Below are 16,380 nucleotides of genomic sequence, written 5' to 3'. Positions count from 1 at the left end.
AAAGTAGTATAAAATGCGAGCAGTTTTACAAAGAGTTACACAGGCAAGTTGCACGGTTGACGGCGAGGTAACGGGAGCGATTGATACCGGATTTCTAGTATTGTTAGGCATAGAGGAGGCCGATGCTTTAGAGGATTTGGATTGGCTGGCACAGAAAATTATCGGTATGCGTGTTTTTGGTGATGAAAACGGGATGATGAATAAAGCGCTTGCCGATGTTGGTGGCGATATCTTACTGATTAGCCAGTTTACCTTATTTGCATCTACAAAAAAGGGAAACCGCCCGGGTTTTACGAGGGCCGCACGACCAGAGGTGGCCATTCCGCTTTACGAAAAAATGATCGAAAAGCTATCAGCTTTATTGGGTAAAAAAGTAAAAACCGGAATTTTTGGAGCTGATATGAAAATTGCGCTACTAAATGATGGGCCAGTTACGATATTGATCGACACAAAAGATAAGGAATAGTTAAAATTAAACGTACGGCGTAACTTATTGGGCTAAAGGCTGTCAAAATTCATAATTAATCTATTTCAATAAAATTTGCAATAACTAATATGAATGATAAAAATCTGAACAGGTTAACTGAATATGGTTATCTGGTATTTTTTCTGATCTTAAAAGTAGTTTTATCTTTTGTATTGGTAAATTCGGTTTATGAATTACACCGCGACGAATTTCTGCATTTAGATCAGGCTAATCACCTGGCTGCGGGCTTTACCTCTGTTCCACCTTTAACCTCTCTATTTTCATGGCTGATTAAGGCTTTCGGTAACGGTATTTTTATGGTAAAACTTGTTCCTGCATTAATAGGGGCACTTACGATATTGTATTGTTGGAAAATTGTCGGTTTTTTAAAAGGGAATCTACTGGCCAAATGCCTGGTTGCCGTGGCTTGTATTTGTTCTTCTTTGCTTAGGTTAAACATACTTTACCAGCCCAATTCTTTTGATGTTTTAGCCTGGACAGCCATTTTTTATTATCTGTTAAAATATTTCGATGAAAACGAAGCCAAATACCTTTATGCTTTTGCCATTTTTGTGGCTTTTGGCTTTTTAAATAAGTATAATATCCTTTTTTTGATTCTCGGCCTGTTACCCGCCATAATTATTACGCCAAACCGGAAAATATTTGCTGACAAACATCTTTATCTGGCTATTTTGTTGGTAATTGTAATTATTTCGCCCAATATAGTCTGGCAGATTAACCATCACTTTCCGGTACTTACCCATATGAAAACCTTGCAGGCTACCCAATTGGTACATGTAAACCGGATCGATTTTTTTATCGGACAGTTTCTCTTTTTTATCAGTTCTATATTTGTTCTCCTGGCTGGGATCGGTAGTTTGATTTTTTATAAAGATTTCAGGAAATACAGCTGGATTATTATTACTTACTTCATTACCCTAATTATATTTAGCTATTTTAAAGCAAAAGATTATTATGCCCTGGGTTTATATCCCATAGTACTGGCTTTCGGGGCTGTTTATTTAAGCCGGATTTTAGCAAAGAAATATGTATTAACAGGATTGCTGTTTGCCTTTAATATTGGTTCATTTATTTATCTGTTGCCACTTTTGATGCCGGTTTATAGTCCTGATGAAATTATTGCCCACCATAAAAGGTTTGAGCGGGTGGGGGCATTGCGCTGGGAAGATGGTAAGAATCACCAGTTGCCACAGGATTATGCCGATATGCGGGGCTGGAAAGAGTTGGCTGCAATTGTTGATTTTGCTTACCGAAAGGTTAAGGATAAATCTACCCTGTTGGTACGTGCCGATAATTATGGACAGGCTGGCGCAATCAACTATTATTCGAAATATAAAAATATAAACGCTGTATCGTATAATGCTGATTATTTGTATTGGTTTAAAATGGATAAACCGATCAAAAGTTTAATTATAATTACCGGATGGAGGGATGAAGATCCGCAAAGAAAGAGAGAGCAACCATATTTTGGCAAGATTACTAAAATTGGGGAAATAAAAACGCCTTATGTACGGGAAGAAGGAGCAGGTGTGTTTTTGCTCGAAGATGCCAAGCCAGAAGTGAGTAGCATTATAAAATCAGAAATAGAGGAAGAAAAAAATGACCATTAACGAAGCACAGGAAACGGTAGACCGCTGGATTAATACCACAGGTATCCGTTATTTTAATGAATTAACCAATACCGCCATTTTAATGGAAGAAGTAGGGGAAGTGGCCCGTATTATGGCCCGTAAATACGGTGAACAGTCGTTTAAAAAGAGTGATGAAGCGGTAAACCTTGCCGATGAAATGGCCGATGTGATGTTTGTTTTAATCTGTTTAGCCAATCAGACCGGTATAAACCTAACCGATGCTTTAGAAAAGAACCTTGAGAAAAAAAGCATCCGCGATGCGGACAGGCATAAGAATAATGAGAAGCTAAACCCCTAAATCCCTTAAGGGAGACTTTAGATTTTTAATGGTTTAAGACTCCTTTTAGGAGGTTGGAGGTACAAACTCCATCAAACTACGGTAAGCTACAAAACGGTTTTTATATCTTTCATTTAAATCTGCCTGTAGGGCTGGAGCAAATTCTTCCTGGTATTTATTGTATTGTTCGAGTGTTTCTGCTACATACTGCGTACAATAAGTTACCCCTTCGTTAGGCGAATCTATCACCTTCAATAAACGGTTAGAAACAAACATCCCAGTAGCCATAACCTCAGGGATATGAATATCCTGCATCCATTGTAACCATTCTTCGGCTATTGCATCATCCAAGATGAGCGTAACATTATATAAAAACATGGCACAAAGGTAAATAATATATAAATGTTAAAAAATTGATGAGTGCAGATTTTATTCTTTAAAGTTGTGTTAATCTGTTAAATTTGATGATTCCCATTGTTTTTAAGCATGATACGAACTAACGACTCTCAAAAAATAGACAATTCCACGCGTAATTATATTTATACTGGTTACCTAACTGCAATTTTCGGCGGCATTTTGGGGCTGGTTATTGGTTGGGATATAATGAAGAAAAGGAGAATACTGAGCACAGGTCAAAAAGTGTTTTCTTATTCCCTAACAGATAGACAACATGGTGCTAGGATTTTAATTTTAGCGGGAATTTGCTTCATTTTGTTGCTAACGTTAACTATTATTGCAATGGATGTCTAAGTCATCTGCAATTCAGAAATGATTACCATTACCAATTCTTCTAACATGGAGGAGCTTGAAGGAATTCTTGAACTCCAAAAACAAAACCTAAAAAAAGATCTAACTCCTGAACAAATAAAAGAACAGGGTTTTGTTACCGTTTCGCATTCGCTTGAAGATTTAGAGAAAATGCATCAATATGAGTCCAACATTATTGCAAAAGATGGAGAATTAGTTGTAGCCTATGTGTTGGCAATGACCAAGCAGTCTAAAAACGATATCCCGAGACTGGTTGAAATGTACGAAAGTTTCGATCATATCCAATATCAAGGTAAATCCGTTTCTTCTTATTCTTATATCGTTGTAGGCCAGGTTTGCGTTAGTCAGGCTTATCGTGGTAACGGTTTGTTCGATCAATGCTATTGTGCTTATAAAGATTATTTTAACTCTAAATACGATTTCGCAATCACTGAAATTGCGAGCATCAATCTTCGATCGATGAGTGCACATAAACGTATTGGTTTTAAAATTATTCATACCTATACCGATAGTAGCGATGTAGAATGGAATGTTGTGATTTGGGATTGGGAATGATAGATTAGTTGGCGTTTAACGATAAACGTTTGGAGTCAGTTAAGCCGATTTCTACATTAATTGATTAGTCCTTTTTGCGCTTAATTAATCAATTTATGCAGTTAACCGATTAAACACACCAATAACTAACGAACCAACTAAACCCCATCTCCACGTAAATTCCTAAATCTTTTTCTGGCTTCGGCACTGAACATGCTCCCTGGATAATCAGTAATCAGTTTCTGGAAGTAGATTTTGGCCTGCGCAATGTCGTTCAGTTTCTTTTCGTACAGATCACCTAATGTAAATAGTGCATCATCTGTCCAAATTCCATCTTTAAAATCTTCAGTTACTTTTTTTAAGATGTCTGCAGCTTTTTGGAAATCGTTGGCTTTGATAAGAATCCTTGCTTTGCTCATCATTATCGCATCGGTTAAACTATTTTGCGGGAAGGCTATCGCAATACTATCCATTTTTTTAACTGCACGTTCGGGGAGATTTCTGAATAAAAGCATTTCTGCATCAGCATACATTTTTAGCGCGTTACTATCTGCAGGGGTTTGAATATTATCGTTGATCAGTAAACTCAGGTTCAGGGCATCATTTGCAATGAGCTGCGAAGTTGCAGCCTTTAAAACGAGGCATTGGGCGTTGCTGTATTCGAAATTACCCTGGTAAAAGGAAAGTTTAGCACTTCTAAAGCGGGCCTCATTTCCTACGGGTTGTCCTTCAAACTGTTTGCTCACCTGCTCATATACTAAAAAAGCTTCCCAGGGCTGGTTGGTTAAAATATAAATGTCGCCTAAATCGAGTTTTAGCTGGCCTAGGTCCTGATCATTAATGCCGGGCATTTTTATTGCTTCTTCAAGCTCTTTTTCTGCGCTGCCGGGTTGATTTAAATAATACGCCTGTAGGTTTGCCAGTTTTTTTATGGCAAAAAGCGTGTTCCTGTTCTTGCCGTTTTCGTCCAATAATGCCTGATAATCTTTCGCCAACAGATCAAGGTCGGCAACAGTATATTTCCCGTTGGTACGTAGGTTATACTTGGTATTCAGCATTTCTATTTTTGAAGGAAGATAATACTGGTTATCTTTCCCTTTGGTTAATAGATAATCGTAGGCTTTAATCGCTGTTTCGTAAGCACCATTATCAACAAAGGTATAAATGGCATTAAACAAGGTACCCCCATCAGCTTTGGTGCGTTTATCGTATGCGATAAGCTGGCGCAGGGCCATATCAAATTCCTGTTGTTGAATATAGTTCCAGGTAAGTAACTGAATATAAATTTCGGCATCGGGCTCTTTCTGTACTTTTCTTAAAATGGCCGTCTGAAAGGTTTGATAATCATTTTTGTCTTCAAAAATAGATGATAACACTGCTTCGGCCTGTGGCAAAAGCTGTGGCATTGTACCAAGTGCATCAAGATACTCTTGCATGAGCATGGGTTTATCCTTTTTAAAACGATAGATGTTTAACAACTCGAAAGTAAACATTTGATCGTTGCCCAATAGTTTTCTGCCCTGTTTAAAGGTTTGTACCGCAAAATCATAATTTTCGAACCGATAAAAGCTATTGGCTAAATTTCGGATCTTAAACTCATCCTTAGGAAGATTGCTAATCACATCGCTGAAAATTTTATTAGAACTTTGTGTATCGCCTTTCTCCTGATAAAGCTTACCCAGCGCTATTGGATAAACATCGTTCTGCGGATTTTTTTTAACTTCTCTTTTAACCACTTTCTCCGCAACGTCATAGCGTTTCAATTTTAACAATGTATTAAAGTAAATATCGAAATAGGCTTCGTTATTGGGGATGGCATAAAGTTTTTCCAGTAACACAACTGCCTTTTCATATTCTCCATCCTGGTAATATTGAATAGCCAGACTACTTTCATCAGGTGCAATCTGCTGATTGGGGCGAAAGATTTGTGCCTTTGCTCCAAGCGATAGAAATAAAAATATGATGAAAAAAAAGCGGTTCATAAACCCTAAATTATAAGTTTTAAATGTAACATTTTAATAAATCTTTAGCTAAACCGTTAAGTGATATTAAACGTATTTTAAATGTTACCTGTATTTTATTTTGTAGATATTTTATAAATACTAAATTGACCCACGACTTATTATTGATTGCATAAGTAACATTGTTGGTGTAAATCACGGTTAAGTTGTTGTGATACTTATTTTTGTCATCCTGTAAAGGATTTATTTATGCTAAAAAGGATTTTTCTATTGTTATTGGTTGCATTGATTTGGGCTTGTAAAGGCACTAACAATGATACTATTCCTGTAGACGATTTTTTTAAAACGCAGGATAAAGCCTACTATCGCATTTCTCCAGATGGGAAAAGTCTTTCTTATTTAAAGCTTCATGATAAAAAACTTGATCTTTTTGCTGAAGATCTTACCACTGGAAATAGCATTCAGTTAACCCATTTGAATGGGAAGAATATCAGTTTCCATTTCTGGACCAGCAATAATGAGCTGATTTATTATACTGAAGACGAATCTAAAGAGCGTAAATCGGATATTTTCGTCATCAATAAAGATGGAAGCAGGCAGGTTCAGCTGAGTGCCAACGAGAAAAGCAGGCTAAGGGTAATAGAAGATCAGTTAATTGATGATAAATACATTATTGTGGCATCCAACAAACGCGACTCGACAGTTTTCGATGTTTATCGTTTAAATGTTCGGAACGGTAAGATGGATATTGCGGCCAAAAACCCGGGTAATATTACCGAATGGATGACAGATAATAGAGGAGTATTGAAAATTGCTGTAGCAAGTGATGGAGTGAACGAAACTTTAATGTATCGCGAAAACGAAAACCAGGCCTTTGCCCCGGTAATTACCAATAATTTCGAAACCACTTTACAGCCCATTGCTTTCTCAGAAAACCAGCCGAATATACTTTATGCCATTTCTAATGTAAACAGGGATAAGAATGCATTAGTGGCACTCGATTTAAAAAATGGTAAAGAAAAACAGGTGCTTTTTGCAAATGATACCTTAAATGTAGTAGATGCAAAATACTCACGCCTACAAAAGAAAATGCTTTTTGTAACATGTGAAACCTGGAAAAAGGAAAAATATTACCTTGATGATAGCACTAGGATTACCTATTCGAAAATAGACCGGCTTTTGCCAGGTACCGAATGGAAAATTATGGATAAAGACAAAATGGATAAAGTTTTTGTGGTAAGAACCTTTACCGATAAAAATCCGGGTTCTTATTACCTCTATACCGTTAGTGAGAATAAACTTAAAAAACTAACTGATATTAGCCCATCTATTAAACAGGGCGATATGAGTGCTATGAAACCAATTTGTTTTAAGAGTGCCGATAATTTAACCATTAACGGTTATTTAACCTTGCCAAAAAATAAAAAGGCTGTTAATTTGCCTGTAGTAGTTTTGCCGCATAACGGCCCAGCGGGGAGAAATAGTTGGGGCTATAATGCCGAAGTACAGTTTCTGGCTAACCGTGGTTATGCTGTTTTGCAGGTAAACTATCGTGGATCTACGGGCTATGGAAAATCTTTTTATGCCGCTGGTTTTAAGCAGTGGAGCGATAAAATTCAGGAAGACGTTAATGATGGAGTAAAATGGTTAATTGCCAAAAAAATTGCCAACCCTAAAAAAATCGCTATTTATGGCAACGGTTTTGGAGGTTATATTGCATTAAATTGTTTGTATAAAAATCCCGATCTTTATAAATGTGGTGGATCAAATTCAGGTGTAATCAATTTATTCAGTTACCTGAAAACTATTCCACCGTTTTTAAAAGCGAATCTGCAGATGTATTATGAAATTGTTGGCAATCCGGTAACCGATACCGATTATATGCGGTTTGCATCGCCTGTTTTCCATGCCGATCGCTTTAAATCGCCTGTTTTTATCGCACAGAACCCTAAAGATCCACGTGTTAATGTAGCAGAGGGCGTTCAGTTTATTAAGGAACTGAAAAAACGGAATGTTCAGGTTACCTATATCGAAAAAGAAGAGGGACCAAACCCAATAGTACGCCAACAGAGCAGAACGGCATTATACAAAGCTTTAGAAGAATTTTTACAGGAAAATCTAGGTAAGAAATAGGGTATGGCCTTAGATAAAAAAAGTGGTTATCGTAAAAATTTCTCGCTCGGCGTAACCTTCATTGTACTCATTTCCATTCTTTTTATCCTGTCGCTTTTTTTAGCGTTTAACTATAGCAAAAAATCGATTGAGAACGATTTTGTCTCCGAGAAAGTAAATGTACTCGAGCAAAGTATTAAACCTTATAACGATTTCTTTCAGAATAAAATGCCCGAGATTTCGTATTATAGTGGCTTTTTAGACTCTTCTACAGCAGCGAAGTTTGTTGATACCGTGATGTTAAAATATCCTTTTATCTCGAAGGTTACTTTTTACGATACAGAGGTAAAGAATGTGCCTGTTAAAGATGGGATTAATGCAAATCACCTGGGTATTGGCCCAAAATCTATTTTCCAGTTTGGTAAAGGCGTAAAACCCGATTCGGTAAAGCTGTATTCAGAAGATGATACGAGATCTTTTAATGTAGGGAGTGATTTTAATGCAATCGCCATTAAACTTGCCACTTTTGTTGAAGATCTGGATACTGCATCAGTACCTACGCAAGAAGAACTGTTTACCAACTTTTCTATCGTTAATTCGAACGAAAACAAAATCACTTACTTAAATATTCCCCGTCGGGAAGATTTAAGAGCCTATAAAGATATGATCAGGCGGAAGTTAAATCCGGCACCTGTTTATCAACAGGATGTACTGGTTTTTAATCTCGATGCACATAAAATCAAGATCATCAATACGCGGCCATTATTGTACCAAACAATCAGGATTGAACCGCTAACTTATGATCCGATTGATACTTCTGATGAGAGCATTAATACCGAAATTGCCCTGCCAGGCGCATTTTCTGATTTTAAGTTGTACCTCATTTCATCAAAATCTTACATCAAGAAAGAAATTTTTATTTACTTCATGCCAATAGCCTTGGTGCTATTGCTGGTATATGGGGTGCTTTTATTGGTTGCTTTTTTGATTTACCGTAACCTGAACATCAACCGCAAAATGTTTAAGCTGCAGTACGATTTTGTGAATAACCTTACGCATGAGTTTAAAACACCCGTAAGTGTAATTAAGATTGCAGGAAACAATATTAAAAGTGCTACCACATTAAGCCAAAGGGAACAGCAGCTTTATGGTAAGATACTGGATGAAGAAGCTGATAAACTGAATGGTTTAATGAACAAACTCCTGGCCTTTACGCAGATCGAAAATAAAGCCATTAAACTGAACCAGGAAGAAGTTAATATTGTAGATTTTATTGAAAGTACAATTGAATCGCATACCTTAAAACATCCCGATTTTAAGATTACCTATGAGGTGGTAGGCTTTAAAACCTTTATTACAGATCCGGTATTATTGGGTAGTTTATTCGATAATCTGGCAGAGAATGCCTACAAATACTCGAAACCGGAACAGAAGAAGTTGCACATTAGTGCAAAGCTGATTAAAGGGGTATTGGTTTTCCGGTTTGCCGATAAAGGGATAGGTATCGCATCGTCAGAATTAAACAATATATTTAAGAAGTTTTTCAGGATACAGAATGAATATAACCAAATGGGCAGTGTAGGCCTGGGTTTGGCATTCTGCAAAGAACTGGTTAACTTTATGGAGGGAGAAATCTCTGTAAAAAGCAAAGTAGGGAGTGGTACTGAATTTAAAATTGTACTGCCATATAATAGTTAATTTTTAGCGGTTGAAAAGTTAAAGGTTGGAAAGTTAATTAACCTTCAAACATTGCAGCGTTTCAACATTACAATGTAACACACACATAAATGTCTAAAGAAGTAAAAATATTAATCGTAGAAGATGATGAAAATCTTCGCTTTCTTGTAGCCCACCGTTTAAAGGCTGAAGGTTATACTGCGCTCGAAGCAAATGATGGGGAAGCAGGTGAAAGAATGATTTTAGCCGATCAGCCTGATATTGTTTTATTGGATTGGATGATGCCTGGTAAACAGGGCGCCGAAGTTTGTGAGAATGTGCGCAAGCAAGGTTTCGAAAACCTGATCATTATGATGACGGCTAAAGCACAGGATGTGGATAAAATTGATGCCTACAACTTTGGTGCATCTGATTATATCACCAAACCATTTAATATGGATGTTTTGGTTGCGATGTTGGAGAGTAAGGTGAAATTTATTGTGAATAAAGATACTGCCGAAATTCATCGTTTTGGTAATATGGAACATCATCCAAACATCCACACATTATTCAGAGATGGAAAGAAAATCGAATTGACGATATTGGAAAACCGTATCCTCCTTTATTTCTTGCGCAACCCGGGTAAAGTTATCAACCGTGATGAATTGATGTTGGTGGTGTGGGGCTACAACTCTGATGTGAATACCAGAACGCTTGATATGCATATTGTGCGCTTACGTAAGAAGATAGAATTGAACCCTGATAATCCGCAGTTATTACAAACCGTGAGGGGGGTAGGTTATCGCTTTAACGCGGGATAAATATAATTCTTGAATGAGAGAATGATTGAATTAGCGAATGTTTTAGGCCTGATGCCGGTATTCTCTCATTCAATCATTCGAAACTCACTCATGTTTAGTCTAAGCCCTCTTCAAAGTAAATATTGTAATCTCAGGTAAAATACCAACCCTACCCGGATAACCTAAAAAGCCATAGCCCACATTAACATAAAGCTGTTGTTTTTGCTCCTGGTACAAACCTGCCCATTCTTTGTAAATGTATTGCACGGGGCTCCATTGCGCCTCTTTAAAACGAACACCAAACTGCATTCCGTGCGTATGCCCACTAAACATGGCATCTATTTGCGGGTATTTTTTCAAAACCTCTCCGCGCCAGTGTGAAGGATCGTGACTGAGCAAAAGTTTAACCGGTAAATCATCCGTATTTTGAACGGCCAGTTCCATTTTTCCATATTTTGGAAAGCGGCCCATACCCCAGTTTTCAATCCCTAAAATCCCGATTTCTTCTCCGTCTACTTTTAATCTCCGGTTTTCGTTCATGAGTAAGTCGTAACCCATTACTTTATGCACATCAACCATATCTTTCAGGTTTTTTACCTTGGCAGGAGATGATTCCTTTCCAAAATAATAATCACCATAGTCGTGGTTGCCTAATGATGAATATACACCGAGTGGTGCTTTTACTTTCGAAAATATATCCTGGTAATCTCTTACTTCGTTGGTGAGGTTGTTTACCAAATCGCCTGTGAAAAAAATAAAATCGGGCTTTTCACCCAATAACATTTCTACACCGCCTTTTACAGCCGTTTTGTTATAAAAGCTACCAGAGTGGATGTCAGAAATCTGACCCATGGTAATACCATCAAAAGCCTTGGGTAGGTTAGGGAGGATTAAATTTACCCGTCGCACCTGGTAATCGTATGCGCCAGAAATAATACCCCAACTTAATGAAGTTAAGGGTACTGCTGCTGCCACCAATCCGGCTTTAACCAAAAATTCCGATCGTGAAATGGGCTCTGCAGCCGTAGATTGTGCTGTTTGTGGTACGGTTGAAATTTTAGTTTTTTTATTTTTCCTGAAAATTTTAATGAACAACCTGCGTAAATCATCAAGTAACAAAAAGGGCAACATGGCCAGTTTACAAGCTACGGTTAAAAAGAAGGCCACTAAGATAATAGCCCTCAGTGTAAGGAAAAGATTGAGGTAAATGCCACAAAAAACACCGATGATCAGTAAGGTGCTATAGCTCCAATAGGTAATAGTAAATACCTTTTTCGTATTTGGTTTCCATTTTTTAAAAACAGCAATAATGGCTTTAAAGCAGTAAATATCAAATGCAATAATGAAAATGCAGGCGGCAATGATGAAAGGTAATCTTCCCATATGATCGGGTTATTCGATTTAAGTATAAAAACAAGGCAGATTTAATCTGCCTAAATTAAGTATTTGAAGTAAATATATTATCTAATATTCGTTGAGGATGATCTAAAAAAGATTTATAAACTCTATAAACCTCAGATTCTTCATATTTAACCCTGGCTATTTTATTTTCAGTCATTTCATATATCCAGGCATTGGGGTAGGATAATAAGATGGGAGAGTGTGTTGCGATAATAAATTGCGCATTTTTGCCGACCAGATTATTGATTTTGGATAACATGGCAATTTGTTTCGTCGCAGAAAGTGCCGATTCGGGCTCATCGAGAATATAAACACCATTGCCCCAAAATCGGTTCATAAATACCGACCAAAAGGATTCCCCGTGCGATTGTTCGTGTAAGGAAATACCGCCATAAGAATCTATAATTTTTGGTGCGCCAGGTTCCTCGTCTAGCTTATCAATCTCGCTGGCAACGTTATAGAAACTTTCTCCCCTTAAAAAGTAGCCATCTTTAATTTTTTTATACCCCTTCGTCATAATTAGGTAATCATGCAAAGCAGAATGTGTTGCTGTACTTTTAAAGTTGAAATTCTTACCCCCACCTTCTGCATTAAAACCAAGATAAACTGCTATAGCTTCAGTCAGGGTCGACTTTCCAATGCCGTTTTCGCCGGTAAAAAAGGTAACATTAGGGTGAAAGTCTAACTTTTCAAAAGATTTTAAGCATGGAATATTAAACGGATATCCGTTAGGAAGGTGCTCTTGTTTTAACCTTAATGATAAAAGATATCCGTTAAAATCCATTAATTTTTATCTGAAATCGTCTTCATCCTCTTCCTCGTCAAATTCGGCGTTAAATAAACTGCCAAACATATCAGCGAAACCGAAGCCGCCATTTAAATAGTTTTTGCTCAATTGTGAATATTCAGCTAAACCATGTAATACAAATTCCATTAAAAGTAAAGTTTGGTTCTCACTTAATTTAGGATGAAATTTCTTTACCAGATCGTATAAACTTGGCACCAGCATCAGCGCTTTTTTATACTGTGCATTGGTTAAGGTATCGGTAACATCAACATTATTACCTTCTGTAAACCATTCGGTTACTTCAGTATAAGGATTAGCCGTTTTGCTTTTTTTAGCTTTTTCTGGATCGGGGAAATACCGTGCAAACAAAGTTTTAACCGCTTTGCCGATCAAGGTAGTGGCTACATGTGCGGGCCCTTCTAATTCGCCTTCGTAAACCAATTCTATTTTACCCGTAATGGCTGGGATAATTCCAGCTAGATCAGATAAACGTACAAACGTATTTTTCTCGCCAGAGATCAACATTCTTCTTTCGGCGGTGCTGATTAAATTTTCGTATGCGGAGATGGTCAGCCTGGCCGATACGCCAGATTTTTGATCGATGTACTCACTTTTACGGGCTTCAAAAGCAATTTGCTCTATCAGGTCTTTCACCAGTCCATCGGCTTCTATATTTGCTTTTTGATCAGCCGTTAATTTGGCCTCCTGAAAAGTAATTTTGCGCGAAATTTCGATGGTTTTAGGATAGTGGGTTAAAATCTGACTTTCAATCCTATCTTTCAAAGGTGTAACGATGCTTCCGCGGTTGGTATAATCTTCAGGGTTTGCGGTAAATACGAACTGGATATCTAAAGGTAAGCGCAGTTTAAAACCACGAATTTGAATATCTTTCTCCTGTAACATGTTAAACAACGCAACCTGTATACGTGCTTGTAAATCCGGAAGCTCATTAATCACAAAAATGCTTCGGTGTGCACGGGGAATTAAGCCAAAGTGGATTACACGCTCATCATTATAGGTTAATTTTAATGTAGCGGCCTTAATGGGGTCAACATCGCCAATTAAATCAGCAACGGTAACATCGGGTGTAGCCAGTTTTTCGGTATACCTTTCGCTGCGGTGTAACCAGGCAATTTCGGTATCATCGCCTTTTATAGCAATTTCGTTTTTAGCATACCATGAAATTGGATTCAAGGGATCATCAAAAATCTCACTTCCGGCAACATATGGCACATACTCATCCAGTAGGTTTACCATTAAACGGGCAATACGTGTTTTAGCCTGTCCGCGTAATCCCAGTAATAAAATATTATGACGCGATAAAATGGCTGTTTGCAGCTCCGGAATCACCGTTTCATCATAGCCAATAATGCCTTCAAATTCGGTTTTTTTATCACGGAGCACTTTAATCAGATTTTCCCTAAGCTCTTCTTTTACAGATCTCGATTTATATCCTGTGGTTTTTAATTCGCCTAATGTGGTGTTTTGCATCTTTTAAATTGGGTTTAAGGCATAGGGTTTAAGATGTAAGGTTTGCAAAGTGAACAAGCTTCTTCTATACATCTATCCCTCTTTTAATGTTTTTATGGTTGATTTGGGTAGGGATTGGCGATGGGTTTTACCCTAAGCCTTTTACCTTCCACCTTATTTTACTGTTTTTCTTCTGTTTTTAATATAATCTTCGAAAATGTATTCGCCCAAACCATTTAAGGAGCTATAAAAAGCCCTGCCGCCATTAATTTCGGTAAACTGGCGAACAAATTGTTGCAGGTAAGGGTCTTTGGCAATCATAAATGTCGTAATCGGAATTTTCAGTCGCTTACACTGGGCAGCCATGTTTAAGGTTTTGTTAATTACCTTCCTATCCAAACCCATGCTGTTTTTATAGTATTTGCCATTTTCCTTTAAGCAGGTCGGTTTTCCGTCGGTAATCATGAAAATCTGCTTATTATGCGTTTTCCGTCGACGGAGTAAATCTGCAGCCAATTCTAATCCTGCATAAGTATTGGTATGGTAAGGACCAACCTGTAAATAAGGCAGGTCTTTTACGCTAATTGGCCAGGCATCATTTCCGAAAACCACAATGTCTAAAGTGTCTTTAGGATATTTCGTTTTAATCAGTTCGGCAAAGCCATGGCAACTTTTTTGGCAGGGGTAATCCGGTCTTCGCCATACAGAATCATCGAGTGCGAAATATCAATCATCAATACAGTAGAGGTTAAGGTTTTAAAATCCTTTTCCTCTACTTCCAGATCGTGGTCTGTTAAAGTGAAGTCGCCAATACCATGGTTAATCTGCGCATTGTGGATAGAGGCCGTCATATCAATCTGATCCAAACTATCTCCAAAACTGTATTCACGTCTGTCGGCATTTTTTTCTTCACCAACGCCTGATTGATTACTATTGTGATTTCCGCGCCCTGATTTTTTTAGTTTTCCGAAAATTTCATCAAGGGCCGATTTACGGATCGTCTGTTCAGTTTTGGCTGTAATTTTAAATTCTCCCGATTGATTATCTTCAGTTAGGTAACCTTTGTCTTTTAGGTCATCGATAAAATTACCGATACCATAATCGTTATTGGTTAATTTATATTGTTTGTCGAGCTCGTTCAGCCAGCTTAAAGCCTCTGTCGCATCTCCAGCTGTATAATTCAGCAGTTCGCTAAATAATTTCAGCAACTCATCGAACCCACCCTTTGGCGTATCGCCCGGCTTATAATCAGAAAAACGAAAACCTCTCATGTGTTTGTATTAACGATTTATCGAAGATAAAAGTTTCGCTTTGTATAAATTTAAGCGCGGTGTCATATTTAAGGACCGAGCGACCAAAACAGGAAACGGATTGAAGTGAAAATTGCCAATTGCAAACTGTCAAATTGATCTGGGCGTTCCCCAAGCTGCGCAAGGGGCGGGCTTTTCAGGGCTGCGCTGCGCTCCGGTGCCGATGAAGGATCGGCACTGAACCCTTACAATCCCTAACGCAAAACCCTCCGTTTAAAAATAAATTTATAAGACCTTATAGGTTTTTAAAACCTATAAGGTCAGAGATAATTACCCCAGTGCCATATGGTAAATTTTCTTATTATAATCAGGGTTTGCACCAGCTTGCGAAGCTACAAAAGCACCAACCTTACAGGCATTATCCAAAGTGGTTTCCATGGGGTAACCTTGTAGGTAACACGCAATAAATGTGGCTAAAAAGGCATCTCCTGCACCAACGGTATCGGCTACCTGTACCTTATAGCCAGCGTGTTTAAATAACTTTCCGTCTTTTAAAACACAGGCACCCTTATCGCCAAGTGTAAGGCAGATCATTTCAATGTTAAACCGATTAGAAAGTTGCTTTAAAAGTTGTTCATCTGTATTGCCGCTTAAGCCAAAAGATTCTTTCACCCATAAAATTTCGTCTTCATTTATTTTTAAGATATCCGCTTTGGCCAAAAGCTCATCAATTAATTCTTTGCTATAAAATGGGGCGCGGAGGTTAATGTCGAATATTTTAATCTTCGCATTTTCTAAAAGCGCAAGAATGGTTTTTTTAGATTTTTCTTCCCTGCAGGTTAAACTACAATATACCAATGCATCTGCCTGTTTTACGGCTGCTATATTTTCGTCGGTGATTTTGATACTATCCCATGCCACAGGTTGTTTAATGGTATAAGTGGCCTGATGATTTTCGTCTAGCTGCACAACAACAGTACTGGTTGGTAATTCGGTATTTACTTGAATCAAATTAGTGGCAAAATGATTGCTGGCTAGAAAATTGAATAACTCTTTTCCGTTTTCATCATTGCCTATGGCGCTAATAAAGCTGCTCTCTATACTTTGTTTGTGTAAATTAAGGGCAACGTTCATGCTCGAGCCGCCAGCTTTTTTACCTTCCGGGAAAACATCCCAGAGTATTTCGCCAATAGTGATTACTTTATTTTGCATAGCAGATTTATAGATATGTAAATAAAGAATTTTT

General features: G+C 37.7%; 13 protein-coding genes and 1 pseudogene. 7 read left to right on the top strand and 7 right to left on the bottom strand.

Translation table 11 applies throughout. The annotated features are described in order from the left end of the window. Positions 1–13: 13 nt before the first annotated feature. From dtd to H9N25_RS17695, 3 genes are all read left to right on the top strand, one after another. Positions 14–466 (top strand): D-aminoacyl-tRNA deacylase, encoded by a 453-nt coding sequence (dtd, locus tag H9N25_RS17705; protein WP_190326729.1) that lies wholly within the window; start codon positions 14–16, stop codon positions 464–466. An 89-nt stretch (positions 467–555) separates the two neighbouring features. Next, positions 556–2,097, top strand: a complete 1,542-nt coding sequence (locus H9N25_RS17700; RefSeq protein WP_190326728.1) for a glycosyltransferase family 39 protein — start codon at positions 556–558, stop codon at positions 2,095–2,097. Further along, positions 2,087–2,416, top strand: coding sequence for a nucleotide pyrophosphohydrolase (locus tag H9N25_RS17695; protein ID WP_167297223.1), 330 nt, complete (start codon positions 2,087–2,089; stop codon positions 2,414–2,416). The genes H9N25_RS17700 and H9N25_RS17695 overlap by 11 nt, the downstream gene beginning before the upstream one ends. A gap of 45 nt (positions 2,417–2,461) precedes the next feature. On the opposite strand, the gene H9N25_RS17690 is transcribed toward H9N25_RS17695, so the two are convergent. Continuing rightward, positions 2,462–2,773 carry a DUF4286 family protein gene (locus tag H9N25_RS17690; protein WP_167297222.1) on the bottom strand — a complete coding sequence of 104 codons (312 nt, stop codon included), beginning with the start codon at positions 2,771–2,773 and terminating at the stop codon, positions 2,462–2,464. Positions 2,774–3,163: 390 nt separating this feature from the next. On the opposite strand from H9N25_RS17690, the gene H9N25_RS17685 reads away from it, so the two are divergent. After that, complete coding sequence (locus tag H9N25_RS17685) at positions 3,164–3,718, top strand: GNAT family N-acetyltransferase (protein ID WP_190326727.1); 555 nt, start codon at positions 3,164–3,166, stop codon at positions 3,716–3,718. 137 nt (positions 3,719–3,855) lie between these two features. Here the strand turns inward: H9N25_RS17685 and H9N25_RS17680 are convergent, their stop codons facing one another. Further along, a complete protein-coding gene (locus tag H9N25_RS17680) occupies positions 3,856–5,679 on the bottom strand; it encodes a tetratricopeptide repeat protein (RefSeq protein WP_167297219.1) in 1,824 nt (607 codons plus the stop codon). Between the two features lie 228 nt (positions 5,680–5,907). On the opposite strand from H9N25_RS17680, the gene H9N25_RS17675 reads away from it, so the two are divergent. From H9N25_RS17675 to H9N25_RS17665, 3 genes are all read left to right on the top strand, one after another. Then, complete coding sequence (locus H9N25_RS17675) at positions 5,908–7,791, top strand: S9 family peptidase (protein ID WP_167297218.1); 1,884 nt, start codon at positions 5,908–5,910, stop codon at positions 7,789–7,791. Between the two features lie 3 nt (positions 7,792–7,794). Then, positions 7,795–9,468 (top strand): sensor histidine kinase, encoded by a 1,674-nt coding sequence (locus tag H9N25_RS17670; protein WP_190326726.1) that lies wholly within the window; start codon positions 7,795–7,797, stop codon positions 9,466–9,468. An 89-nt stretch (positions 9,469–9,557) separates the two neighbouring features. Beyond that, entirely contained in the window at positions 9,558–10,247 is a 690-nt protein-coding gene (locus H9N25_RS17665; RefSeq protein ID WP_190326725.1) for a response regulator transcription factor, read from the top strand. Between the two features lie 99 nt (positions 10,248–10,346). Here the strand turns inward: H9N25_RS17665 and H9N25_RS17660 are convergent, their stop codons facing one another. The 5 genes and pseudogenes from H9N25_RS17660 to H9N25_RS17640 all read right to left on the bottom strand — a co-directional run bounded on the left by H9N25_RS17660 (position 10,347) and on the right by H9N25_RS17640 (position 16,346). Next, complete coding sequence (locus tag H9N25_RS17660) at positions 10,347–11,609, bottom strand: metallophosphoesterase (protein WP_190326724.1); 1,263 nt, start codon at positions 11,607–11,609, stop codon at positions 10,347–10,349. Positions 11,610–11,664: 55 nt separating this feature from the next. Next, positions 11,665–12,411, bottom strand: a complete 747-nt coding sequence (locus tag H9N25_RS17655) for an AAA family ATPase (protein WP_190326723.1) — start codon at positions 12,409–12,411, stop codon at positions 11,665–11,667. A gap of 6 nt (positions 12,412–12,417) precedes the next feature. Then, the gene (locus H9N25_RS17650) at positions 12,418–13,905 is read right to left on the bottom strand and encodes a sigma 54-interacting transcriptional regulator (RefSeq protein ID WP_190326722.1); all 1,488 of its coding nucleotides are present in this window, start codon (positions 13,903–13,905) and stop codon (positions 12,418–12,420) included. Between the two features lie 153 nt (positions 13,906–14,058). Beyond that, positions 14,059–15,155, bottom strand: a pseudogene (locus H9N25_RS17645) (vWA domain-containing protein). Positions 15,156–15,464: 309 nt separating this feature from the next. Next, positions 15,465–16,346 (bottom strand): carbohydrate kinase family protein, encoded by an 882-nt coding sequence (locus H9N25_RS17640; protein ID WP_190326721.1) that lies wholly within the window; start codon positions 16,344–16,346, stop codon positions 15,465–15,467. Positions 16,347–16,380: the final 34 nt, after the last annotated feature.

Origin of the sequence: Pedobacter riviphilus (assembly GCF_014692875.1) — a bacterium.
Classification (GTDB): Bacteria; Bacteroidota; Bacteroidia; order Sphingobacteriales; family Sphingobacteriaceae; genus Pedobacter; species Pedobacter riviphilus.
Note: the sequence above shows the minus strand (reverse complement) of the source record. Positions and strands in the feature narration are given on the sequence as shown.